Source organism: Poritiphilus flavus, assembly GCF_009901585.1.
GTDB lineage: Bacteria > Bacteroidota > Bacteroidia > Flavobacteriales > Flavobacteriaceae > Poritiphilus > Poritiphilus flavus.
The window spans coordinates 303875-326572 of sequence record NZ_WXYO01000002.1; the positions used below are offsets into that span (position 1 = coordinate 303875).

Here is a 22698-nt window from a genome sequence, read left to right on the forward strand (position 1 = left end):
AACAACACTTATGAAAAGAATAGCAATTAATGGAATGGGCCGCATCGGGAGAGCCGCCCTGAAGATCATTATGGACACTCCTGAGCTGGAAATAGTCGCTGTAAACGATATAGTTTCCATAGAGAATAGTGCTTATTTACTTAAGTACGATACGGTTTATGGCATTTACGAACGGGAGGTAGACCATACCACGGACCATCTGATCGTGGATGGTAAAGAGATTAAATATACTTCCATACGGAACCCGGAAGAATTGCCCTGGAAGGAACTGATGGTTGATGTAGTAATTGAAAGTACGGGATTGTTTACCAAGGGTGAGGATGCCGAAATGCATCTAAAGGCGGGAGCCTCAACTGTGGCGATCTCAGCACCTACCAAAAGCGCCGACACCCCTACGGTTGTACACGGAGTGAATACCCAGGACGGCAATGTTGCGATATTTTCCTGCGCGAGTTGTACCACCAACAATATTAGCCCGGTTGTCGAGATCCTGGGCCGAAGGATTGGGATCAAAAAGGCCATCATGACTACCGTACATGCTTATACGGCTTCACAAAGTATGGTCGATGGCCCTTCTAAAAAGAATTTCAGAATGGGTAGGGCAGGGGCTGCGAATCTTGTACCCACCACTACCGGAGCGGCAATAGCAACCACCAAAGCCCTACCGCAGTATGCCGGGAAATTTGATGGTGTAGCTATCAGGACTCCCATCCCTGTGGGTTCCATTTCGGACATGACCTTTGTTACGGAGAAGCCGGTTACCGTTGAAGAGATCAACAGCATTTTTGAAGAAGAGGCCCAAACAGATCGTTATGCGCAGATCCTGGCTACTACTGATGAGCCTCTTGTTTCTTCTGATATCGTAAAGAGCCCTTATGCATCCACCGTAGACCTGGGTATGACCCGTGTGGTGGATGGTGATCTATTGAAGGTAATGACCTGGTACGACAATGAATGGGGTTTCACTAATCAGATGATCCGGCAGATCCTAGAGGACTAGAATTACTCTACCGATATTTTTTTGAGCCTTCTTCGAAGCCGTAAAGCCCAGATGAAAGGTATTAGGGCAATGAGCAATCCTATTGCCAGGCCCTTAAAGGTGAACTGCATTGTTTGCGGGGTATCTATATCGTGCCTGTGATTCCAGATTTCCACCATCTTGCCGTCTTTCATACGCATGACGTTGATTATGGGTAGTGGTTTGTCCACCTCAATGAAAAGTTTACCAAATAGGCCGTCTCCTTCGAAGGCGGATTGCCAGCGTGTGGCTACCAGGTCTCCTTCAGCGATCTGGTAGTCAATGCTACCGCTAAGAACCCCTTTCTCCCAAAAGAAATCCGCGATCTCCTTTTGTTCTACAGCAGGCTCTACGGATCCTTTTCTGTCTCCTATGTCATGTGCGACGTAGGTATCAGCGACATAATCGGCATATTTGTCCGTATTGTTAGAGAACCAGAGGTCGCGGTAAAAATTCCGTGCGATTTCTTTGTTCTTTTCCAATTGTAGGTTTGCAGAGTCCGTTGGTGTTTGAGCTGTTACCAGGCTTGCGGAACAGAAGAGCAGGGCATTTAATAGCATTGTTTTCATAACTTAAGGTTTTATACCTCCAAGTTAGGGTAAGTATTACATGAACAATTAATGCTTTCGGTCGGACGAATATTGAAGAAAGACGAAATCAGGTTTTGGCGGAAGGTAACTGTCCGAAGAACTTTTTATAGGCTGTCGTGAAGTTTGAGGGGTGTGCGTATCCCAATTCATGGCTTAATTCCGATGGGGTACGGCCTTTGATCTGAATTTCTTCGCGGGCGAATTCCATACGGACCCGGTTCCTGTATTCCATTGGAGGTTTTCCGAAAACCTGTTTGAAGAGCGTTTTGAACTTGGTACCACCCATATTCGCCATAGCAGCGAGTTTCTTGAGATTTGGGATATCCGATGCCAATGGGTCCCGAAGCATTTTGGCAGCTTTAAAAAGCGATTGCACATCTTCCGGATGTATCTTTTCAAGCTTCTCAGTATGTTCGTGTTGCTTTAGTTTCCTAAAATAGTTTTGCAGGAACTTCAGGATCAGGGCGTGGCAAGCCAATCTGTCGTTCATTGCTTGCAATGCCTTAAACAAAAGGCTTTCCAGATCGGCATCCAGGTCTTCATAGCTCAGGGGTTTATCAAAATCAATTACTGATCCGGCATTTTCAAAGTAGCACTCCAAAAAGCGACGACTAAAACGAATAGTGGTCACTTCGGAATTCACATCTTGAGGGATCAGCGTAAAGATTTCCAGGTTAGGGCCATACAGCAGCGTTCCTATGGGCAGGTATTTCTGGAAGTGGATAAGTCTTTCACCCACTTTTTTTTCCTGTTTCACCATAGACAAATTAATATGGATGATGAACCAATCTGTGGTAGCGGGATTCACCGAGGTCATCTCAATAGGCTCTTTAAAGCGTGTTGATCCAAAGTGATAAAACTCCAATTCACCGGGGAAGTCCAAAACCTTCATATGGCCTCCTTCACCTAAGGATGGATTCATAGGGTAAACATCACCCTTAAGTTCCAGCTTAAATCCGGCGATAAACTGGTCCTTTAGATTTTTTGATATGTCCAGCCTGATACGCATATGCAGGAAGATACGAATTCAGTTTGTACCGTTAAAATGCACATTCTTCCGCTTAACCGTCTGGGGGGTCTGATCTGTTCACCGAGGGTTTTGTGCACTTTAACCGAGTTTTCGCCAGATACCGAAAAATAAGGGTTTTTCAGCGATTTGCAAACTGGTGAGATAGCTGTCAGGGCGTTTTTATAATAGATAAACGCAAGACATGAAAACGCTAATAACTTTAATCTTTGTTCTCTTCATCGGAATGGTTGCCCAGGCCCAGAACAACACTGCTGAAGCAAAGGTTGAGGTTATAGAAATGAGTATTGTTACTGAAACTGTTGAAGAAGAAACTAAGGAAGCCAAAGAAACTCAGGTAGCTCGGTTGTACAAGCGTAAAAACAGTAGAGTGAAGAAGGCGCTTTCTTTCAGTACTAAAAGAACAAGAGCTAAATTGGCCTAATCAGGTCGGTTACATACAGAACTACAGATTGCAACCCGACGAAGGCAGGAGGTGAACCCCGATGATCCCCTGCCTTTTTTTATTGTCCGATGTGGGAATGATTGTTGGATGGTTGGATGATTGGACGGTTAGACGATTAGACTGTTGGATGATTGGAAGGTTAGATTGTTGGATGGTTAGGCTGTTAGACGATTGGATAGTTAGCCCAAGCATTATTCACTGTTCACTGATTACTGTTCACTGTTTACTGTTTACTCATCACAGGGGTTCCAAACCCCTCCCCAATTTTAAGATAATCGTTGGTACTGCAATTTAAAAGCAGAAAGAGGACATGTTTATTTGAGAATGTAGCAATTTGAAAATTTGAAGATTGATGGTTAGATCGTTAGAGGTTTGGACTTTTGGACGATTAGATTGATGGACAGTTAGAGGGTTGGACGGTTAGACGGTTAGACAGTTGGACGGTTGGATGGTTAGATTGTTAGACAGTTAGACAGTTAGACAGTTAGACAGTTAGACGGTTGGATGGTTGGACGGTTAGATTGTTAGACAGTTAGACGGGTTGGATTATTAGACGACTGGACGATTTCTTGAACTATTAGCTGAATGCCCTTGAGAGCTAATATCGTACATCTGATATCGTATATCGTACATCTAATATCGTATATCGTACATCGTATATCCATCATACGCTGTACGCGGACCATCAACTCTTTGCCCTTCGTAGCCTTGGCGAAGAAGGGATCAACCATCAACTATCCCTCAATCATCCTGCTCCTGACTAAACATCTCCTCCCATAGTCGGTTTTCATCACTAAGCAACATTTCAACACGGCTCACGAAATCCTGGAAAGGATGCTCAGACCGTTGGTAATTTGCAGCCTTGGTAACGTAAAGGAATTTTTCGCGTAAAAGCGATTCTGAAGTCAGTCGATAGGAAGTCCATTTGTCCTTGAACAGATATAAAGTATTAATACCGGTAAGTATGGTTACCAGTACCCCCAGTATTCCGGTTAGAATAGACATGAAATCCAGTGTACGTTCGATAAATCCCACCAAAAAGGGAATAGAGGTTGAGAAGATCACGATCAGTACCTGGGTACTGAGGTAAAGTAGCTTGTTTCTTTTAGACTTTTTGTTGTACCAGGAGACCTGGTCATCAACGCGTTCTTTAAGGTAGTTGTCTTCAGTCATTTTATCGGCGGTTTTTGGATGATTATAAAGATAGGATATTGAAAGGTTTCTCTTTCCTTCCATTTTTGGTCTAAAAAGTTGGTTTTGCGTGTTTTTTTTGAGCCATTTTTGACCAAAAAGGTCATTTAAAGGTCCAAAAAGGCCCTCTAATGAACGATGTCTGATAAGCCGTACTATAGTACGTAATAATCAAGTGAATTTGTTAGATATGATCTTTTGTAAGGCCCCATTGTTATTGACCTGAAGCCATGTTGCCCCAAAGAGTTAAACATTCCTTAAAAGTGTAACGTTTTAACACTTTTTCCGTCTAAGTAGGTGTAGTTAATTGAGGCGGAAGGACTGCTTCTTAACTGGAAGTAACAAGTTAAAGATATACATCATGAAAAATACAAAAAAACACAACAAGGAATCCAGAACTATAGTAGATCGTCCCCTGAACAGGCACGATATTTGGAACAATAGTCGGAGACACACAATCTTGCGTTTGATTCGCTTCGCGTAAGCACTTGAATTTTAAGTTAGTTAGTTAGAAAAAGAGGGCATCAGCCCTCTTTTTTTGTTCCTTTTACTGTCATTTAAACATAAGTAAGCCTTTAGATCACTGCTACATTGGAATAAACTCAAAAGACGCCTGGTTTTCGGCTCCGTTGAGAAGTGCTTGTAGATTATGACAAAACCGGATTTTTGGAAAATAAAAAAAGGCAGGAAAGCGGACAACCAGATACTCCTGCCTTTTTATTGATCAAAAGCATTGCAATGCTAAATTACTTCCTTTAATGATACCAGGGTATCCCCATTAGTGGGGATTTTTGTAATGCCCATATAAGGGTTTCAAGATCTTAGGTTTAGATCTTAGCTTCGCTCCGGCCCTAACTCCAGAAAAGATTCCAGTTGTTCCCATTCCAATAGCTGTTCCGAATCAAATCCAGGATTTGACCTGGCAGAGGTATCCGGGAAATAAAGGAATCTTACATCAGGATGATTATCAAAGAACCTACTGAAGATCTCCTGACTTATCTTGTTTCCACCGCTAAAGTCCGCTACCCGGATCTGCTCAAGCAGTAAGGGATCTCCTGATTGGATGAATCCGATGACTTTCTTATCGTTCCTGAAAGCAAATTCTATCTCTTTTGCGGACCAAACTGAGGACAACAGATTTCCGGTAATAAGCACCCCAAAAGCCGGGCTCTCCGCAATGGCCCGGATCACGCCTTGATTGATGTGCTGGTGGCGGAGTATACGTGTCTCAGCTATCCAGGGGTGTATATGACTCTGCATTAAATGTTTAGACAGGGAAATAACAAGCTCTGAATCTCTAAAGCTATGAGACAAAAACAGATCCGGAGACTCGGATACTTCAAGATCTTCAATGTCCAGCGGCTCATCTAATCTGTATATGCTCTCAACTACCTTATCCCCAATCCGCTCTACGCTTCCCCATAACACATTGAGGTTGACATATGAGGGAAGTGTTGAAAAACGTATAGGGAAAGATTCATTTTCCTGATGTGATTGTAAGAGCAGGTCGTCCAGTTCCAGAGGGCTTATCTCTTGCAGGCCGATCTTTCTGACCAGGGTCCCGGATGTGGCCCACTCGAAATTCTCCTCCCTGTTCAGGTAGTCCAGAACGTCTGAAAGTAGTTTTTCTCTTTTAGCGGGGTCCATAAATTAGCTGATTTCACCAGGTTGAATGTAGACCGGAAGTGATTAACCCTCTTTTTTGCCAAACCCCTTCGCGATCACTATTAGTCCAATTGTAGCCAATACCGCACCTATAATACAAAGGGACAGGTATATAGATTTGTGTCCGTCCATGCTTAGGATTACCAGTCCAGCCATAGTGGCTAACATTCCAAAGCTTGAGATCAACAAGCCTTGAGTAGTCGCAGAATTTCTTTTAGGTTGGTTCATCAGGTCTCAATTTAAGGGTAATATTTGGATTTAGCCATACGGGATGGCTTTGTCATCGATTCATTTAAAGAGACTGGGGGGAATAAAAAGGCAGGGTTTCTGAAGAAGCCCCACCTTTTTGCAATTTACTCTTACGATGAGGTGTAAAACTAGTGGTTTTAGGCATGTTTGTAAATCCCCATTAGTGGGGATTTTTTCATTTTTGCCTTATCCGTACCATAAGTTAAACCAACTCATTTTCAGGTTTTCGCGGAATTGCTTCCAGGGCAGATAGGCCAAAGGCCGCTGCAGCAGCTGAAAACACTGAATAATCAAGCGCTCCCTTCAAACCCGTACTAAAGGTCATGGCCAGCCCGAAAAGCAGTAGCAGGGCACCGCTGATCCTGGCAACCCAAACCGTCTTAAAACCGCTTAACAGTAAAACGGCAAGCACAAGCTCGGCTGCTGTAGCGACTGCGGCCAGCGCAGGTATCAAACCATCTGGAACAAGTGGGTTGATCAGTGCGGTATAGGCCGTAAAATTAGCCCAGTTGCCCCATGCCGATATGTCTTCCGGCCAGAGGCCAAAACGGTCTGCAACGGCAGAAAGGAAACCTGCCGCCAGTGCCAGCTTGAGAAAATAATTTATGATCCTTGTCTTCATACTATTTTTCTTAAGCCGGAATCTTATAGTGTCCGGGTTCAAACTTAAATGCTTTCATCAACCGGTTCCAGGTATTTATCTGGGTGATGGCCAGGCTAAGGTAGGCAACCTCAGTTAGCGAAAAGTGCTGCCTGATCGCAGAAAATACGGATTCAGATAAAGCTTTATTGCTCAAAAGTGTTAGTTTCTCGGCGTAGGCCAGGACAGCTCTTTCTTTTTCGCTAAACTGCGGGCTTTCTTCCCAGGCGGGCAGCAAGGAGATCCGCAGATCGGATTCACCACTGTGCTTGAGTTCCTTATAATGCATATCCAGGCAATAGGCACAAGCGTTCAACTGGGATACCCGCATCTTCACCAATTCCAGTAGTCTTTTATCAATTCCGGATCGGGAAAGCAGGCCTTCCAAAGCCCTTAAGTGTTCAAATATTTCCTGAGGAATATCCTCATATCCTATACGTTCCATTCTCATTTTATTAATGGGTTAATAAGGGCCAAAATTAGAATTGGGCTAAGGGAAAATGCTTAATATTTCTTAAGAAATACGTTTGTCATTCTTTCTGAGTGCACTGAGGTACTCCGGGGTCATTCCCAGGTAGGAAGCCAGCATGTACTGGGGAATCCTTTGGATAAAGGCCAGATTGACGGAAACGAAATGTTCATAGAGTTCTTCGCTGCTCATACTAAACATATATTCCAGCCTTCTTTGCCCGGCGATATAGGTTCGTTCCATGATAATCCTAAAAAGCCGTTCCAAAGTGGGGATCTGCTGGTAAATTTCCTCCAGATCGCTCTCTTTTAACACCAGCAGCTCTGTAGGTTCAATGGCTTGCAGGTTAAAATGGGTTTGAGTTTTGTTAAGCAAGCTATCGTAGTCTGTAAGCCACCAGTTTTCAAGGCCGAAATGAATGATCTGCTCATGCCCCTTTGGGTCGATGTAGAACAAACGCATACAGCCTTTAGTTATAAAATAACGGGAGTTGCAAATCATTCCCTGCTCAAAGGCATATTCCTTCCGCTTTAGTTTTGCAGGAATCAGATAAGATTGGAACAAAGCATCCTCATCCGGACTCAGGCTAACATATCTCCGAAGGTAATTTGTAAGTGCGGCATTCATAGTTTTTCCGAACCGTTGGTATTCTTAAAAGTATTCATAAGTATTCGGGTTGATGGGAATTTCTGATTACAATTGCCATCGCTGTCTCAACATATTTTCGAGAAGGTCGGCGAATTCCCAACCTATTTTCCTGGCAGCGAGGGCAGAAAGACTGTCCTGATCCTGCCGATGAGGTCTGGAAGCTCCCGTCATATTGGGCTTTACGTTAAGGTCAAAAAGCCAGTAGTCTCCCTTGGCATCAGCGCGGCAGTCTATTCGAATTGGAGCCCGTGCACTTACCAGGGATGCGGCAACTTCACATTGGTGGCTGGCCTTAACAACCCGCTCTTCCTGTAATTCTTCATCTGACAAAACGGCGCTGTTCAGGGTTACGGCTACGGTTCCATTGTATGGGGCAACACCCTGATGGTGGTTGAAACGCTTGACAGCCGGAAGGCTCCAGGCGGCCTTAAATTCCCGTAATTCCCCATTTATAAAGTAGCTGCCAGCCGGCATCACCGTGAAGGTGATCTCCTGCCCGGAAAGATAGGGTTCAAGATATAAAGTATTGCCATAGCTTCCTTCTTCCAGCATCCGTTTAAGTTCCATTTCCAGCTTATGTGGCTTTTCTACCACAACCACACCCTGGCTTCCGCGTCCACGAATGGGTTTCAGTACGGCAGGCAGTGGTAACGGATAGCTTTTTTCCAAAAGGTTTTTCTTGTTCATTAATACCGTCTCCGGTACCGGGAGTCCATGTTCCCGCAATAGATCGTTGGTCAATAATTTATCGTCATACAAATCTGTCATCCCCGGTGTCTGACCCACAAATTGGAGGTTCTTACCGAAAAAATCCGTTATCGGGTGAGTATCGAATAATATGGTGTTCAGCCAGATTATTCGGGCGCCATTTTCTATGGCCTGTTTGATGCCAGCCGTAGTATCCGGGAATACCCAATCCCTGTCTTTTGTAATGCCAGGGTTTTTTTCGGGAGTGATCACAGGATAACCCCGCTCTCGAAGCGCATAAAGAATATCTGCCCCACTATCTGCATAACCGGTGGGCTTCATGGGTTTTTGTATCCCATCTTTTGGAGGAGGTGGTTTAGCCTGATGTATGACTGCAATACCGCCTTCAAGAGTATTTTTAAGCTTATCCATCTGCCCTAAAAGCTTCGTTCTTCACCTTAAAGGTACAAAGCAGCCGGTTTCTGACCCGATAAACTACCTTTTAAATCGGTAAAGTGGATCTGGACCCATTTCCGTTTATCGAGGCTTTTTTGCACTTTATCCAGCTTTTTGTCAATAACCGAAAAATAGTGTCTCTCAGCGAGTTATGAGGCCCTTATGGCCAATGTCAGAGTTATTTTTATGTCACCCAATCTAATGACATGAAAGCAGTTTTAACCCTTATATCAATTGTTGTTTTTGGCGCCCTCGCCATAGCACAAAACGTTCCTACAGATGCTAAAGTGGCACTTCCTGAAATGGCTGTTGTTCTGGTTAGCAGCGCTGGCGATACTGTTCTTGTTAAAAAGGATACGAAAGCTGGTACGCAGCAAATCGCGCGTTTGTACAAGCGTAAGAACTCAAGGGTAAAAAAGGCTTTGAAATTCACAACTAAAAAAGATAGACCCAAACTAGCTTAAAATCTTACGAATCAAGAACCGCCCTAAACCCAGTATTCTTAACTACGAACATCTAAACCCAGATCCTATGCTACTTTTAATTTTACTTCCGGTTGCTTTAATTTTAACTCATGTGGTTTTATTTCCTAAGACCAAAGGAGTTCTGAGACCTATAAAAGTGCCAGTAAGGCATAAATAAGACAACAAGCTTATTAAAATCATTCTGGCGGTATCAAAGGATATCAGCCAAATGAATTACGAGCAAGGACTAACTCAAGTTCAAATGGTAGACCCTGAATCTACAGGAATTTAATCTTTGAGGCCAGGCTGTAGTATGTTGTAGTTCTCCCTCAGCTTGGCTTCGTCTACCATGTCCTTTACTTCGGAGAGTAGTGCCTTGGCATCGTAAATGATACCATCTTTTACGGTATACTTTACACCTCCTACCCGAACAACTTCGTTGTCTTCGGTTAGTTTTATGGCCCCTGTACCATAGAGCACTTTTAGGTTTTCCAGAGGGTTCTCCTCAACGATTACAAAATCAGCGAGTTTACCTACGGCTACGGTTCCTATCTGACTATCCATACCCAGGGCTTCGGCACCGTTCAAGGTGGCCGACCGAATGATCTCCAGCGGGTGAAAGCCCGCCTCACGCAACAGCTCAAATTCACGGATAAAGGCAAAACCATAGAGCTGAAAAATAAATCCTGAATCCGAACCTGCGGCTACTCTTCCTCCCCTGTTTTTGTATTCATTCAGGAAGGTCATCCACAGTTTGTAGTTCTCTCTCCAGGCAACTTCCTGTTCCGTTCCCCAGTAGTGCCAGTAAGACCCATGAGAGATCTTACTCGGCTGGTAAAATTCCCATAGGGAAGGCAAGGTGTAATCCTCGTGCCATTCCGCCCTTCTGGCTCGATGCAGATCTCTGCTGGCTTCGTAAATGTTCAGGGTGGGAACCAGCGTAAAATCAAGGGATATCAATTCGTCCATCACCTTATTCCAATGCTCGGAATACGGCTTGGCCGCTTGTTTCCAAAGTTTCCCGGCCTCCTCAAAACGGTGCTGTTCGTTATTGTAGTTATAGTTCAGGGGGTAGTCCTGCACTGTACGGTCTTCAAAGAGGGCTTCCGGTAATCCATACCAGTGTTCCATACTGGTCAGGCCGGCTCGTGCTGAGTGCAGCACATTCCAACGAGCTACAGCCAATTGAGCGTGATGGCAGGCTGAACGCAGTCCGAGTTTCTTGTTCTCATCCAGTGCCGCGGTCATGATCTCCGGTGCTGCTCCGAAGAATTTAATGCCGTCCGCACCCTTTTTGGCGTTGTTCCTTACCCATTCACGCGCCATCTCCGGGGTACTGATGGGCTTCTCACTACCCTGTCCAAAACCGGTATAGGCCTGGATACGGGGAGCAACTATTTCATTTTTGGCACTTTTTCGTTTGAGATCCATAGCAAAATCCACTCCGCGTCCACTGGGTTCACGTACTGTGGTCACCCCATGCGCCATCCACAGCCGAAACACATAATCTGGTTCCGCGCCCTGGGCAATTCCTCCTATATGACCGTGCATGTCCACAAAGCCGGGAAGTAGGTACATGCCACTGGCATCGAGTTCACGCCCACCTGGCTTCAGCTGGGGCCGTTTGCTCTGATCTATCGCTACCCCGGGATACCCTACTACCTGAATCTTTTGAATGCGGTTGTTTTCCACTACGATATCTATAGGTCCCTGAGGAGGAGCCCCGTTCCCGTTGATCAGGGTTACGCCCCGAATGATCAATTGCGAAAATGGACCGTCACCGTCTACAGATTGGGCTATAAGGCCTTGAGTGACAATGATCAACGCGAAGAAATGTAGTAGTTTTTTCATATGTTGAATGGTTTAATGACAGACTAGGTGTACGTTTAGTTTATAAGTACAAGAATAAGTACAAGTTTAAGTTTATTGCTATGCGCTATACGCTATACGCTATACGCTGTACCCCGTACGCCTACTGCACACTGCCAACTGATATTATCCTCCGTAGCTTTAGCGAAGGAGGGCTGCACACCGCACACTGCAAACTGCCCACTGATATTATCCTCCGTAGCTTTAGCGAAGGAGGACTGCTCACTCCCGATAGCTATCGGGACTATTTACCCCTCGACTGCTCCTTAATTAGTTCTCGACTGCGCTCGAACTGACAAGAAAGAGCTTCTGCTAACTGCCTACCGCCAACTGCTAACTGAATTCATCCTCCGAAGCTTTAGCGAAGGAGGACTGATCACTCCGGCACCCTTATCTTATCACCAAGGAAGAGCGCATTTAGGAACAAGCGATTTGTGCCATACCACGAACCTCTGAAATTGGGGTTGTCCGCAAACAGAACTACTCTCCCTCCTCCCAGTTTACTAACAACCAGCGAGGCCGCAGGCTTTAAAAACGTCTCTGTATTCTTTTCTGTTATAAAACCGTCTATATGAGGGTCCTTGGCGTATTTGGCAACGGTTGCATAGGCGTTCTTACTGGGAGAGATCCATACGGAGTTGTTCTTATATACCGGAATAGAATTGTCCCTGTACCCAAAGCCCAACGGATGTGTTCGATCAATATCCACCTTAACGATTATTCCACCTACTTCTTCCTTACCCAAATGTTCTTCTGCCTCTACATAAGGTAAACGCTTAACAGTTTTGGTAGAGTCTTTTTCCGAACTTATCAGTTCTTCCTTGACCATTTTTTTCTTTATCACCCACTCGCTGGCGGAGCCTATGGTGATAAGGGTATTTCCCTTTTCGACCCAATCCGTGATCTTTTTTCGCTGTTTTTCATCCAACTCATACCTACCGGAGACCATCACCAGAGAGGTATACTTGTACAGATTGGCCCGGTCGAAATTTCGCATCGGGATCTTCGTGATCGGCATTCGGACGCGGGTATCCAGCAAATGCCATACTTCACCTGCCTCGTAAGATCTTGTACCATGCCCTATCAGCATGGCAGCTTTGGGTTTTTTCAGCGCCCTGATATATCTGCTACCAAGATCTACTCCGGAACTGCTATAGCCTGTGCTGACCCCGTAGATCGGAATCTGAAATTGTTGCTGCGCCTTTTGAAGCAGCTTAAAGACGGTTTCCGGGGACTTTTTCTGAAGAGGTACGGGCAACACCAATGCTCCGTAGTTCAGGGTCTTCGGGCCATTGTTTGAGTTAACCGTGAATGGCTTAAAGGATGTGGAAAGGGTCAACCCGTTGGATTGTAAGAAATGCAAGGCCGCCGGGGCATTGTAATCATCCCAATCTAATACATAAGCATAGTCCGACCGTTGGATCGCCGCCGGTTTTACCAGGCCATCAGTGCTGTTTATCTTCTGGCCGGTATTCAAACTGGTAACCGTGCGGTACTTCATATTGTAAAAGTTCGCGACGGACCATCCCGAAGCATCGTAATAGACACTATCCCTATACTTACTGTAAGTCTCGAACATGGTTTGTACCATTCGATACTGCGGTTGTCTGGTAGGTACTACATATCCATCTCCGGATTCGTAAACGTCAATTTTATGCAGTAAGAGTTTATCGATAAACGCCTTTGTCCGGTTGGGATCGTACTTATCTTCAAAACGGTACCCCCGTATCCGGCTATTTCCGGCCCTGGAGAGGGCACTTTTGAAAAAATCCTGCTGATACTTTCGGAGAAAAGCCTTGTTCTCAACGGCAGCCTTTACCGTAGTCATACTGGAGGTGTATTGATTCCGTATAGTAAAGGGAAAGTTGATCTCTCCAAAGGCTGTTTTTTGTTTGTGCCCCCTGGAACTGGCTTGTTCAAAGAGCAACCCCAGCCCTCCCTGAAGATCGGGATAAGAGGAGCCATAGCCCGGGTAAGTGCCATCGAAAACCTCTTTGGTAAAATAAAACGAACCTATACTGTCCAGGGCCTTGGCGAAATACTCCCCGAAAATATTATTGAGGTCCTCGTAATTTTCCTTTGGCATAATAGGGTTGAGCGATCCGTTAGCCTTCATAGGCTCAAAGAAATAAGTGCTTTGGGTTCCCATTTCGTGGAAATCGGTAACCACATTCGGATACCATTCGTGATACCAGGCCAGTTTCCCCCGACTTTCCGGGTGAATACCCAAAAGCCAGTCGCGATTGAGATCGAACCAATAATGATTGGTACGGCCGCCGGGCCAGTATTCATTGTGTTCCGCATCCTGCGGATCCGAGACCAGCGGATTGCCCTGGTACATATTGGCCCATTGTGTATGCCTGTCCCTGCCATCAGGATTGATGGTTGGGTCTACAAATATGACCGCTTTGTCAAGGTAATTCAGGATTTCCGGGTTGTTGGACGCTACCAGGGTATAAGCGGAGAGCATGGCCGCCTCCGAACTGGATGGTTCATTCCCATGAACGTTATAACCCAGGTTAATGAAGACAGGGACCTCGTCATAATTGGTCGGATTCTGTTCCGGATCGGTAAAGGCAAGGTGCTGTTCTTTGATCTGTTCCAACTGGTTCAGGTTAGACGGGCTGCTGACGGTAAGCATGACCAGATAGCGTCCTTCATGGGTTCTGCCGTAGCTGCTGATTGTCGCGCGGTCTGAAAGTTCAGCCAGTGTTTCCATATAGGAGACAATGCGATCATGGCGGGTATGATGGTCTCCAATGGCGTATCCCAGGAATTCCTGAGGGCTGGGAATATCAGAATTAAAGGGTTGAAATTTTTTATAGAAGTAGTCCTGGGCTTGCGATGTCCATACGAAAATAAACAGCAGGCCACACAGTTTCTTGAACATGTGCTAGTTTTTACGAATTAGTCGTCTAAATATAGCACAAAAAGCAGAAAGGATTCCTCAGCAAGCCGATTAGTTTGATGAGTCTCAGGCTACCGAGTCAAATTGATGTCGCTGCTCGATTTCCCGGAACTTTACGATGTAATTGGTGCCTTTTTTAGAACGGTCCCTTACAATGCTACCTTTGAGCTGACGTGCAAGATTGTGTATAAGTTTCAAACCGAGAGATTTGGTATTTTTAAAGTTGACCGTTTCTGAAAAACCAACCCCATTATCACCTATGTTCAACACGTATCCCTGCTCTTCTTCCTTTTTGAGTGCGATGGAGATCTCACCTTCCGCATCATCCTTTATCCCGTATTTAAGCGCATTAGTGATAGCTTCATTGATAAGCAACCCCAACGGAATTGCCGTATCTATTCCAAGTTTTATATCCGGAATATCTATGTTTAGTTTGACATTGTTTTCCGCTCCTTTCACGGATTTCACCAGAAATTCGCTAAGTTCCTCCACATAGGCCTTGTATTCAATCTTTGCCAGATCTTTATGCATGTACAGCATTTCGTGAACCATAGCCATGGAAATAACCCGGTTCTGACTACTTTTTAGCAGCGCCCTCACATGCTCATCCGAAATACTCCTGGACTGTAAACTAAGCAGGCTGGATACAGTCTGTAAATTGTTCTTTACCCGGTGGTGAACCTCCCTGAGCAGGGTCTCCTTTTCCCTTATGCGCTCTTCAATTTCCCCTTTGGACTTATACAACTTGTGGTGGGCTTCCAATAGGGTTTTACCAAATACCCCTCCCAAAAGATAAACAGAGAACAGCACGCTGAAAAAGGCGAAAAGATCCCTGGACTTTTCCGGGACCACATTGGTCACAAAAGAAAAATCAGTAACACTTTGGGAGTAGATCAAAACAATGATCAGAATATTGAGGTTCAGGTAGATTTGCCCGTAAACCCTTGTGGTCACATATCCGGCAAAGACGATCAAGGCCAGTACAAAAATAAAAGGACTCGATATTCCGCCGCTGTACAGTGTAATAATAGTTGCCCCGGTGAGGGTCATTATGGAAACGATGTTGTAGGTGATGGTAAGGTTCTTATGAAAATAATAGGCAAAGGTATTGATGAGGTTCAGGATACCGAAAACCAGGAAAATTGTGGGGATCACCTCTGTTATATCGAGCAGTACGGTACACAGCAAATAAAATATCAGGCAAAATACGGAAGAATAGTAATTGACCTTGAGCGTTAGCCTTACCTTGTCACGTAATCGCTCCTGGCCTTTGACATTTGTTTCCATCTTGGATTGTGTTTGATTACCCTAGCGTAAGAATTCTATACAAGGTATGACCGTTTTATCGCTTCGAAAAACAGATTCCAGCAGTTCATACAATAGTATCACCCTGTAAAGCTACTCATGTTTTAGGACATAATCAAAAGGCTAAAACAGAATTCCAGGCCCGTTTTCTTGGCAGTTTCAAAGGTCTTAGGTATCGAAAACCTATCTGATAAGAACTTCGGTCAGCGAACTTCCCGAGGTTTGAGATCAGTAAGCGAAGCGATTTTTATCGGTTTCCCCTCCTGTATGCTTTTACGAGCGGCTATTCCGATAAGAATTGACATGGCACCATCCCGGCTTCCGGCCATTCTGCCGTAGGGATCCGGATCTTCAGGATTTTTGAAGATCTTGTCGTGCAAACGTTTGTCACCGCCACCGTGCCCGCTTTTTTCCATGGGCACATTAACCGTCTCAAATTCGTTCCATACTTTGTGGACAATTATGGGCTCGGAATCTATTTCTTCCTGGCCGGATTGATCCATTTCGCGTCTGTGAAGCTCTTCCTGATCTACCTTAAGGTTTTCATAATAGGGAATATCCAGCCAGGCCTCGATCCTGCCCTCAGTACCGTTAAAAGCCGCTCTCCAGCCCTCGTACGGTGAATAGGTGGTCAGAGAATAGTTCAGTTGTACGTTGTTCTGGTATTTCACCTGGGCGGACATTTTGTCGTAAATATCAATCTCTTCCCTGAAAAGGCAGTTATCCCTGATATAACCGTCGTGTTGTTCGTGATCTGTATACAAGCTTGAAAGGAATTCGTTTTTGGTAATATCCCAATAGAACTTGCAGTTTTCCGTATGCGCGCAATTTCTGCAATTCTCTCCGCGGAAGGGGCCGTTTTTGCCGTAGAATTCCAAATCGCCATAGGCAAATACCTCGGAGGGTTCTGAATTGATCCACCAGTTTAGCAGGTCAAAATGATGGGTTGACTTGTGTACCCACAGAGAACCACTGCTAGCCATTTGTCCGTGCCAGCGTCTGAAATAGCTCGCTCCGTGATAGGTGTTGAGATACCAGTGAAAATCAACAGAAGTGAGCTTTCCGATGGCGTTCTGACTCAACAATTCCTTGATCTTTGTGCTATAAGGGCTCCAGCGATAGTTGAAACCGACGATAAGGTTTTTCCCGGAGCGTCTTTCTGCATCCAGAACTGCCTGGCATTTCTCTTCATCCGTGGTCATGGGTTTTTCAGTCAGCACGTCACAACCATGATCCAAGGCTTTAATTATAAATTCATGGTGGTTGGAGTCTTTGGTAGTCACAATGACCAGTTCCGGGCTGGTTTTTCGCAACATTTCGTCAAAATCCTCAAAAGTAGGGCAGGAGGCACCAATATAATTTTTACCGTGGGCGAGGCGCCCGGGATTATGATCTGAAAGCCCCACGAATTCCAGGATGTCAGAATAATTATCTACGAGGCGTTTCCCCCAAAAAGTAATACCCCTGATACCCGTACCCACGAGGGCTACCTTGAGTTTGTTCTTATGAGATAGACCAAAATAGCTGATCGGCATAGCCGTACCGGCAGCCAGCATACTGACAGAGGTCAGGAATTTACGACGAGAATTGCTCATAGGGAAAGGGCAGTTTGATAGCCTTCCCCATAAAGGTATTGAATTTTGATATTTTTCTGAAGTACTTCTGCCTAATCCGGAAGCAGAAATTACAGAGATGGCTTCACAGTTCTATTTTGCGCAAAAAGACATTTATTCGTCCACCAGGACCCATTCACCACGATCGATCAGAGGTTCCGCCTGTTTGAACTTTACGGTTTTGCTTTCCCCGGACATCACATTTTTTATAACCACTCTCTCATTACGCCCGATTTTGGGTTTCTCCCGGGTGATGGTCTCGGTAACCTGCGGCCGACTGCGCTGGGTCTGACCCGCAGCGCGGTTCTGTGCTGCCAATTCATCGCTATTCGGGATCTCCTCCTTGGAAGTCTTAAGTTTTTCCTTCGGTCTGCGGACTGTTCTAGCTTCCTGAATATCATTGGTATTGCCGGAGGGTAGCTCTCCTTTGTACAGGAAGGATACCACCTCCTTATTTACCTTGTCAATCATGCTTTTGAAAAGCTCAAAGGCTTCAAATTTGTAGATGAGCAAGGGGTCTTTCTGTTCGTGAACCGCAAGCTGAACGGATTGTTTCAGCTCATCCATTTTACGGAGATGGGTCTTCCACGCGTCGTCAATGATCGCCAAAGTGATATTTTTCTCAAAATCCGTTACCAACTGCTTTCCGTCACTTTCGTAAGCATCCTTCAGATTAGTAACTACATTCAGGGATTTGATTCCATCTGTAAATGGCACTACTATGCGTTCAAAAGAATTGGAACTGTCTTCATAAACCTTCTTGATCACAGGGAAAGCAATTGCCGCGCTGCGCTGCATTTTTTCCTGGTAATGATCGTAGGCCTCTCTGTAAATCTTATTGGCGATCTCCTGGAAGCTGAGCTTGGTGAACTCCTCTTCGGAAATTGGCGAGGTAATAGAGAAATATTTTATGAGTTCAAACTCAAAATTCTTGTAATCGTTAGCCACTTTATTGGTATCTGCGATCACCTCACAGGTGTCGTAGATCATATTGGCGATATCTACTTTCAGTCGCTCTCCCTGCAAGGCATGCCTTCTTCGCTTGTAGACCACTTCCCGCTGGGCGTTCATAACATCGTCGTATTCCAGAAGTCGCTTTCGGATACCAAAATTGTTCTCCTCTACTTTTTTCTGTGCTCTTTCAATGGATTTGGTCATCATGGAGTGTTGAATCACCTCTCCCTCTTCAAGGCCCATACGGTCCATCATTTTCGCCACCCTGTCAGACCCGAATAAACGCATCAGGTTATCTTCCAGGGATACGTAGAATTGTGAACTTCCGGGATCTCCTTGTCGTCCGGATCGTCCTCTCAACTGGCGGTCTACCCTTCTGGAATCGTGTCTTTCAGTACCCACAATTGCCAATCCACCGGCGTCCTTAACCTGATCGCTAAGCTTGATGTCCGTACCCCTACCAGCCATGTTTGTGGCAATGGTTACCACACCCGCGTTACCGGCTTCTGCCACGATATCCGCTTCTTTTTTATGCAATTTCGCATTGAGGACATTATGCGAGATCTTCCGGATATTCAACATCCTGGAAAGAAGTTCTGAGATCTCTACCGAGGTTGTCCCGATGAGGACAGGTCTGCCCTGACCGGAAAGCTGGGTTACTTCCTCGATAATGGCGTTGTATTTTTCTCTTTTGGTTTTGTATATCAGGTCGTTTCGATCATCCCTGGCGATGGGCCTGTTGGTAGGGATCTCCATCACATCCAGTTTATAGATCTCCCAGAACTCACCGGCCTCAGTGATCGCTGTACCTGTCATACCCGCCAGTTTCTTGTACATCCTGAAGTAATTCTGAAGGGTAATGGTAGCAAAGGTCTGGGTCATCGCTTCGATCTTCACATTTTCCTTGGCTTCGATAGCCTGGTGAAGCCCGTCCGAATAACGCCGTCCATCCATAATACGGCCCGTCTGCTCATCAACGATCATTACCTTGTTCTCTATCACTACATATTCAACATCCTTTTCAAACAAGGTATAGGCCTTCAAAAGCTGACTCATCGTATGGATGCGTTCGCTTTTAACCGCGAAGTCTTTGAACAACTCCTCTTTTTCGGCCGCTTCATCTTCTATCTCCAGGTTTTTATTCTCAATTTTTGCGATCTCACTTCCTATATCCGGCATCACAAAGAAATCCTTTTCCTGATCTCCTGAGATATAGTCGATACCTTTATCGGTGAGCTCAATCTGATTGTTCTTCTCATCGATAACAAAGAGCAATTCCGCATCAACCTTCGGCATTTCCCTGTTGTTATCCTGCATATAGAAATTTTCAGTTTTCTGAAGCAGTTGCTTGATGCCTTCTTCACTGAGGAATTTGATCAAGGCTTTGTTCTTGGGTAAGCCCCTGTGAACTCGAAGCAGCAGGAAACCACCTTCTTTACTGTCGCCTTCGGAAATTAGTTTCTTGGCTTCGGCAAGCACTCCGGTCAGATACTGCCTTTGTTTTTGAACAATATCACTTACCTTCGGCCGCAGTTCGTTAAACTCGTGCCTGTCTCCTTCGGGTACCGGCCCGGATATGATAAGTGGGGTACGCGCATCATCGATCAGTACGGAGTCTACCTCATCCACTATGGCGTAATGATGCGGCCTCTGAACCAGGTCGCCTGGTGTATGTGCCATATTGTCCCTCAGGTAGTCAAAGCCAAATTCGTTATTGGTGCCATAGGTAATATCCGCGTTGTAAGCGGCTCGTCTGCCATCCGAGTTAGGCTGGTGCTTGTCAATGCAGTCCACTGAAAGTCCGTGGAATTCAAAAATCGGTGCCATCCAGGCGCTGTCCCTTTTGGCGAGGTAGTCGTTCACCGTAACCAGGTGGGCTCCCTTGCCGGCCAGGGCGTTCAGGTATAGTGGTAAAGTGGCCACCAGTGTTTTACCTTCCCCTGTTTGCATCTCAGCGATCTTTCCCTGGTGTAATGCGATACCTCCAATAAGCTGAACATCATAATGTACCATATCCCAGGTAACCGCTTTTCCGGCGGCGTCCCAGGAATTCTTCCATACGGCCTTATCAGACTCCAGACTTACATAATCTTTAGAACCTGATAGCAGCCTGTCGAACTCAGAGGCGATAACCGTTATGGTTTCATTGGCAGCAAATCGCCTGGCGGTTTCTTTTACCACGGCAAAGGCTTCCGGTAGAATATCGTTGAGTGTTTTTTCGGTAATCGCATATGCTTCATCCTCCAGGGAATCGATCCTGGCGTAGATCTCCTCGTTTTTGTCGATATCCTGAGAAACTGAAACTTCTTCTTTTAAATTTTCGATCTGATCGTGGATCTCGCTGCAGTCGTCTGTGATCCTTTGTTTGAATTCTGCGGTTTTGGCGCGGAGCTCATCGTGACTCAAACCTTCCATTGCAGATTCAAAAGATCTGATCTGGTCTACGTACGGCTGTAACTCCTTAACATCCTTCTTCGCTTTATCACCTACAAAGGCCTTAATGACCGAATTTAAAAAACTCATGCTTGTATATTGTTAATCTTGCACTTCCGAAACTTGTCGGGGGCAAGTGTGATTTGTCTTTTCTGTGGTATTCCTGAACTTCATTGCACTTGCCAGAGCAAAAGGTATTCCAGATTAGGTTTTTTCAGGGATTCCTACCCTCAACTGCCAAAATTACATAAAAAAAAAGCCTCGAATGAGACTTTTTTGTTGTAATTCCGTTAAACCTATTAATATTCATCCTCATTCCAGAGGTAATCTTCTTCCGTAGGATAATCAGGCCATATTTCCTCTATGGACTCGTAGATCTCACCGCCTTCTTCCTCCATGGACTGCAGATTTTCCACTACCTCCAAAGGCGCGCCGGTCCGGATGGCGTAATCGATCAATTCGTCTTTAGTAGCTGGCCAAGGGGCGTCACTCAAATAGGAAGCCAATTCTAATGTCCAATACATGGTTATGGTTTGATTTTAAAATTTTTGCAAAAATAATTTTTAAACCCAAATTGCCAAGAAAATTCGGTGTTATTTCACCTATTTTATCAATAATTTTCGGTTTTGCTAATTTGATAACGGAGAAATGATCAAATTATTAGTCCATTTTCTTCGGGACCCACTTTATTTCATCCGCCTGTAGGTCGCTGGACAACTTTCGTGCCAATACAAAAAGGTAGTCAGAAAGACGGTTGAGGTATGACAATACCATCTCGTCAAAAGGCTCATTTTCGTGGAGTAGGGTTGCCAATCGCTCTGCTCTGCGACAAACCGTTCTCGCAATATGACAGTATGACACTGTTGTGTGTCCTCCCGGTAGTATAAAATGTGTCATGGGAGGAAGGCTATCGTTCATTTGGTCAATTTGCAGTTCCAGGAAACGAATATCTTCCTCACTAATCCTCGGGATATTCAGCCGTTGCTTCCCGCTTTTGAGGACAGCTTTTTCCGGATCAGTCGCCAAAATAGCTCCTACCGTAAATAATTTGTCCTGAACCGTCTGGATCACTTCGCGAAATACCTGATCCATCTCCTGGTCCCTTACCAGGCCAAGCCAGGAGTTTAACTCATCTACTGTTCCATAACTTTCAATGCGCATATGGTGTTTGGGTACCCTGGTACCCCCAAATAAGGCCGTAGTTCCCTTGTCACCGGTTTTGGTGTATATTTTCATTCGCTGCTGATTGGGTGTTACTAATTTGTAATCGGTTAATGCTTGAGATTAATTCCACTTGCCTTTTGCTACAACACTTTTATTCTCGGAGTCCGGGTGCAGGAGCATTGACTGTTGATTAACTCGGATTTTCCGATTGGTCCTTTCTCTTGTCCTTGCGCTCATATCCTTCCATAAACTTGCGTCCCTTCCGGCGTTTGGCATTGCGCTTATTAAATACGGAAATGGCTACATAAACAATGGCAAGTGCACCAAGAATGTAATAGATATTGTCGTACATAAGAAAAGCAACTGTATGAATACTAAAATTACGGGATTATATCCGAATCCTAAAATGTTGTTTAACCTGCTCCCTTCGTACGAACATAAGTCCGCAATAAAAAAGGTCTATGCTCACAGTAATCTCCGGAAGCGAACAATGTTGATGCCACAGATCCAACGACAGCCTGGTTTGATGGATATTATCTATAAACAGGACAGAATCATTGGTAAGAAGCCCAGGCTCGGATATATAAGTCCTGAGTTCTTCTGTCTCCGAAATGTCCAAATAGACCAGATCGAAAGGTTGAGTGTTCAAGTCTGAATTAGGGAAATACTCGGTCACCAATGAAATAAGTTTGTGTTCCCCCGCAGGGAAATGAAGCTTAACCGCCTTAAAATAGTCTATGCACTTCAGCAATACTTTCTGGCTTTTGCTCAATTTTTTAAATGAGTGTTTGGCATAAAGTCCTTCGGTAAGCAATCGATAAACAAAAGGTGAGTGAATACCGTGTTGGTTCGTGGCGCCAAGATAGAATTTGAAATAAGAGAATATACCGGACATTCGCGCGT

At 45.0% G+C, this 22698-nt stretch carries 21 protein-coding genes; 3 read left to right on the forward strand and 18 right to left on the reverse strand.

Annotated elements, in window-relative coordinates:
• The first annotated feature begins 10 nt into the window (after positions 1-10).
• Positions 11-1000, forward strand: coding sequence for a type I glyceraldehyde-3-phosphate dehydrogenase (locus GTQ38_RS04850; RefSeq protein WP_161434354.1), 990 nt, complete (start codon positions 11-13; stop codon positions 998-1000).
• A gap of 2 nt (positions 1001-1002) precedes the next feature.
• Here the strand turns inward: GTQ38_RS04850 and GTQ38_RS04855 are convergent, their stop codons facing one another.
• Together GTQ38_RS04855 and GTQ38_RS04860 are read right to left on the reverse strand one after the other, a co-directional pair.
• Positions 1003-1587, reverse strand: a complete 585-nt coding sequence (locus tag GTQ38_RS04855; protein ID WP_161434355.1) for a nuclear transport factor 2 family protein — start codon at positions 1585-1587, stop codon at positions 1003-1005.
• Between the two features lie 88 nt (positions 1588-1675).
• Positions 1676-2617, reverse strand: a complete 942-nt coding sequence (locus GTQ38_RS04860; RefSeq protein WP_161434356.1) for a helix-turn-helix domain-containing protein — start codon at positions 2615-2617, stop codon at positions 1676-1678.
• 202 nt (positions 2618-2819) lie between these two features.
• Here GTQ38_RS04860 and GTQ38_RS04865 point away from each other — a divergent pair, with 202 nt between their 5' ends.
• On the forward strand, positions 2820-3059 hold the full coding sequence (locus GTQ38_RS04865) for a hypothetical protein (protein ID WP_161434357.1): 240 nt from the start codon (positions 2820-2822) through the stop codon (positions 3057-3059).
• A 762-nt stretch (positions 3060-3821) separates the two neighbouring features.
• Here GTQ38_RS04865 and GTQ38_RS04870 read toward each other — a convergent pair.
• From GTQ38_RS04870 to GTQ38_RS04900, 7 genes are all read right to left on the reverse strand, one after another.
• On the reverse strand, positions 3822-4253 hold the full coding sequence (locus GTQ38_RS04870; protein ID WP_161434358.1) for a DUF4231 domain-containing protein: 432 nt from the start codon (positions 4251-4253) through the stop codon (positions 3822-3824).
• Positions 4254-5105: 852 nt separating this feature from the next.
• A complete protein-coding gene (locus GTQ38_RS04875) occupies positions 5106-5918 on the reverse strand; it encodes a toll/interleukin-1 receptor domain-containing protein (RefSeq protein ID WP_161434359.1) in 813 nt (270 codons plus the stop codon).
• Between the two features lie 42 nt (positions 5919-5960).
• Positions 5961-6164, reverse strand: coding sequence for a hypothetical protein (locus tag GTQ38_RS04880; RefSeq protein WP_161434360.1), 204 nt, complete (start codon positions 6162-6164; stop codon positions 5961-5963).
• A gap of 223 nt (positions 6165-6387) precedes the next feature.
• A complete protein-coding gene (locus GTQ38_RS04885) occupies positions 6388-6807 on the reverse strand; it encodes a DoxX family protein (RefSeq protein WP_161434361.1) in 420 nt (139 codons plus the stop codon).
• Between the two features lie 10 nt (positions 6808-6817).
• Positions 6818-7270, reverse strand: coding sequence for a carboxymuconolactone decarboxylase family protein (locus GTQ38_RS04890; protein ID WP_161434362.1), 453 nt, complete (start codon positions 7268-7270; stop codon positions 6818-6820).
• 69 nt (positions 7271-7339) lie between these two features.
• Positions 7340-7921 (reverse strand): Crp/Fnr family transcriptional regulator, encoded by a 582-nt coding sequence (locus GTQ38_RS04895; RefSeq protein WP_161434363.1) that lies wholly within the window; start codon positions 7919-7921, stop codon positions 7340-7342.
• A 66-nt stretch (positions 7922-7987) separates the two neighbouring features.
• Positions 7988-9061 carry an ATP-grasp domain-containing protein gene (locus GTQ38_RS04900; RefSeq protein ID WP_161434364.1) on the reverse strand — a complete coding sequence of 358 codons (1074 nt, stop codon included), beginning with the start codon at positions 9059-9061 and terminating at the stop codon, positions 7988-7990.
• A 230-nt stretch (positions 9062-9291) separates the two neighbouring features.
• Here GTQ38_RS04900 and GTQ38_RS04905 point away from each other — a divergent pair, with 230 nt between their 5' ends.
• Positions 9292-9549: a hypothetical protein gene (locus GTQ38_RS04905; protein ID WP_161434365.1), complete on the forward strand. Its 258-nt coding sequence runs from the start codon at positions 9292-9294 to the stop codon at positions 9547-9549.
• A gap of 288 nt (positions 9550-9837) precedes the next feature.
• Here GTQ38_RS04905 and GTQ38_RS04910 read toward each other — a convergent pair whose 3' ends face one another.
• From GTQ38_RS04910 to GTQ38_RS04945, 9 genes are all read right to left on the reverse strand, one after another.
• Complete coding sequence (locus tag GTQ38_RS04910) at positions 9838-11400, reverse strand: amidohydrolase family protein (RefSeq protein ID WP_161434366.1); 1563 nt, start codon at positions 11398-11400, stop codon at positions 9838-9840.
• A gap of 394 nt (positions 11401-11794) precedes the next feature.
• Positions 11795-14308: a M14 metallopeptidase family protein gene (locus GTQ38_RS04915; protein WP_161434367.1), complete on the reverse strand. Its 2514-nt coding sequence runs from the start codon at positions 14306-14308 to the stop codon at positions 11795-11797.
• Between the two features lie 84 nt (positions 14309-14392).
• On the reverse strand, positions 14393-15613 hold the full coding sequence (locus tag GTQ38_RS04920) for a sensor histidine kinase (RefSeq protein ID WP_161434368.1): 1221 nt from the start codon (positions 15611-15613) through the stop codon (positions 14393-14395).
• Between the two features lie 221 nt (positions 15614-15834).
• A complete protein-coding gene (locus GTQ38_RS04925; RefSeq protein WP_161434369.1) occupies positions 15835-17226 on the reverse strand; it encodes a Gfo/Idh/MocA family oxidoreductase in 1392 nt (463 codons plus the stop codon).
• Between the two features lie 132 nt (positions 17227-17358).
• Complete coding sequence (gene secA / locus GTQ38_RS04930; RefSeq protein ID WP_161434370.1) at positions 17359-20721, reverse strand: preprotein translocase subunit SecA; 3363 nt, start codon at positions 20719-20721, stop codon at positions 17359-17361.
• A gap of 209 nt (positions 20722-20930) precedes the next feature.
• Positions 20931-21155, reverse strand: a complete 225-nt coding sequence (locus GTQ38_RS04935; RefSeq protein WP_013551418.1) for a DUF2795 domain-containing protein — start codon at positions 21153-21155, stop codon at positions 20931-20933.
• A gap of 136 nt (positions 21156-21291) precedes the next feature.
• A complete protein-coding gene (locus GTQ38_RS04940; RefSeq protein WP_161434371.1) occupies positions 21292-21867 on the reverse strand; it encodes a cob(I)yrinic acid a,c-diamide adenosyltransferase in 576 nt (191 codons plus the stop codon).
• A 118-nt stretch (positions 21868-21985) separates the two neighbouring features.
• The gene (locus tag GTQ38_RS20925) at positions 21986-22147 is read right to left on the reverse strand and encodes a hypothetical protein (protein ID WP_238857797.1); all 162 of its coding nucleotides are present in this window, start codon (positions 22145-22147) and stop codon (positions 21986-21988) included.
• Positions 22148-22183: 36 nt separating this feature from the next.
• A complete protein-coding gene (locus GTQ38_RS04945) occupies positions 22184-22690 on the reverse strand; it encodes a hypothetical protein (protein ID WP_161434372.1) in 507 nt (168 codons plus the stop codon).
• Between the last annotated feature and the right edge of the window lie 8 nt (positions 22691-22698).

Bases quoted from the DNA above. Each gene is read 5' to 3' on its own strand.
- GTQ38_RS04915 (WP_161434367.1), bottom strand. From the start codon at position 14,308: ATGTTCAAGAAACTGTGTGGCCTGCTGTTTATTTTCGTATGGACATCG.
- GTQ38_RS04945 (WP_161434372.1), bottom strand. From the start codon at position 22,690: ATGTCCGGTATATTCTCTTATTTCAAATTCTATCTTGGCGCCACGAAC.
- secA (WP_161434370.1), bottom strand. From the start codon at position 20,721: ATGAGTTTTTTAAATTCGGTCATTAAGGCCTTTGTAGGTGATAAAGCG.
- GTQ38_RS04855 (WP_161434355.1), bottom strand. From the start codon at position 1,587: ATGAAAACAATGCTATTAAATGCCCTGCTCTTCTGTTCCGCAAGCCTG.
- GTQ38_RS04890 (WP_161434362.1), bottom strand. From the start codon at position 7,270: ATGGAACGTATAGGATATGAGGATATTCCTCAGGAAATATTTGAACAC.
- GTQ38_RS04865 (WP_161434357.1), top strand. From the start codon at position 2,820: ATGAAAACGCTAATAACTTTAATCTTTGTTCTCTTCATCGGAATGGTT.
- GTQ38_RS04870 (WP_161434358.1), bottom strand. From the start codon at position 4,253: ATGACTGAAGACAACTACCTTAAAGAACGCGTTGATGACCAGGTCTCC.
- GTQ38_RS04920 (WP_161434368.1), bottom strand. From the start codon at position 15,613: ATGGAAACAAATGTCAAAGGCCAGGAGCGATTACGTGACAAGGTAAGG.
- GTQ38_RS04935 (WP_013551418.1), bottom strand. From the start codon at position 21,155: ATGTATTGGACATTAGAATTGGCTTCCTATTTGAGTGACGCCCCTTGG.
- GTQ38_RS04860 (WP_161434356.1), bottom strand. From the start codon at position 2,617: ATGCGTATCAGGCTGGACATATCAAAAAATCTAAAGGACCAGTTTATC.
- GTQ38_RS04895 (WP_161434363.1), bottom strand. From the start codon at position 7,921: ATGAATGCCGCACTTACAAATTACCTTCGGAGATATGTTAGCCTGAGT.
- GTQ38_RS04885 (WP_161434361.1), bottom strand. From the start codon at position 6,807: ATGAAGACAAGGATCATAAATTATTTTCTCAAGCTGGCACTGGCGGCA.
- GTQ38_RS04905 (WP_161434365.1), top strand. From the start codon at position 9,292: ATGAAAGCAGTTTTAACCCTTATATCAATTGTTGTTTTTGGCGCCCTC.
- GTQ38_RS20925 (WP_238857797.1), bottom strand. From the start codon at position 22,147: ATGTACGACAATATCTATTACATTCTTGGTGCACTTGCCATTGTTTAT.
- GTQ38_RS04925 (WP_161434369.1), bottom strand. From the start codon at position 17,226: ATGAGCAATTCTCGTCGTAAATTCCTGACCTCTGTCAGTATGCTGGCT.
- GTQ38_RS04900 (WP_161434364.1), bottom strand. From the start codon at position 9,061: ATGGATAAGCTTAAAAATACTCTTGAAGGCGGTATTGCAGTCATACAT.
- GTQ38_RS04910 (WP_161434366.1), bottom strand. From the start codon at position 11,400: ATGAAAAAACTACTACATTTCTTCGCGTTGATCATTGTCACTCAAGGC.
- GTQ38_RS04880 (WP_161434360.1), bottom strand. From the start codon at position 6,164: ATGAACCAACCTAAAAGAAATTCTGCGACTACTCAAGGCTTGTTGATC.
- GTQ38_RS04850 (WP_161434354.1), top strand. From the start codon at position 11: ATGAAAAGAATAGCAATTAATGGAATGGGCCGCATCGGGAGAGCCGCC.
- GTQ38_RS04940 (WP_161434371.1), bottom strand. From the start codon at position 21,867: ATGAAAATATACACCAAAACCGGTGACAAGGGAACTACGGCCTTATTT.
- GTQ38_RS04875 (WP_161434359.1), bottom strand. From the start codon at position 5,918: ATGGACCCCGCTAAAAGAGAAAAACTACTTTCAGACGTTCTGGACTAC.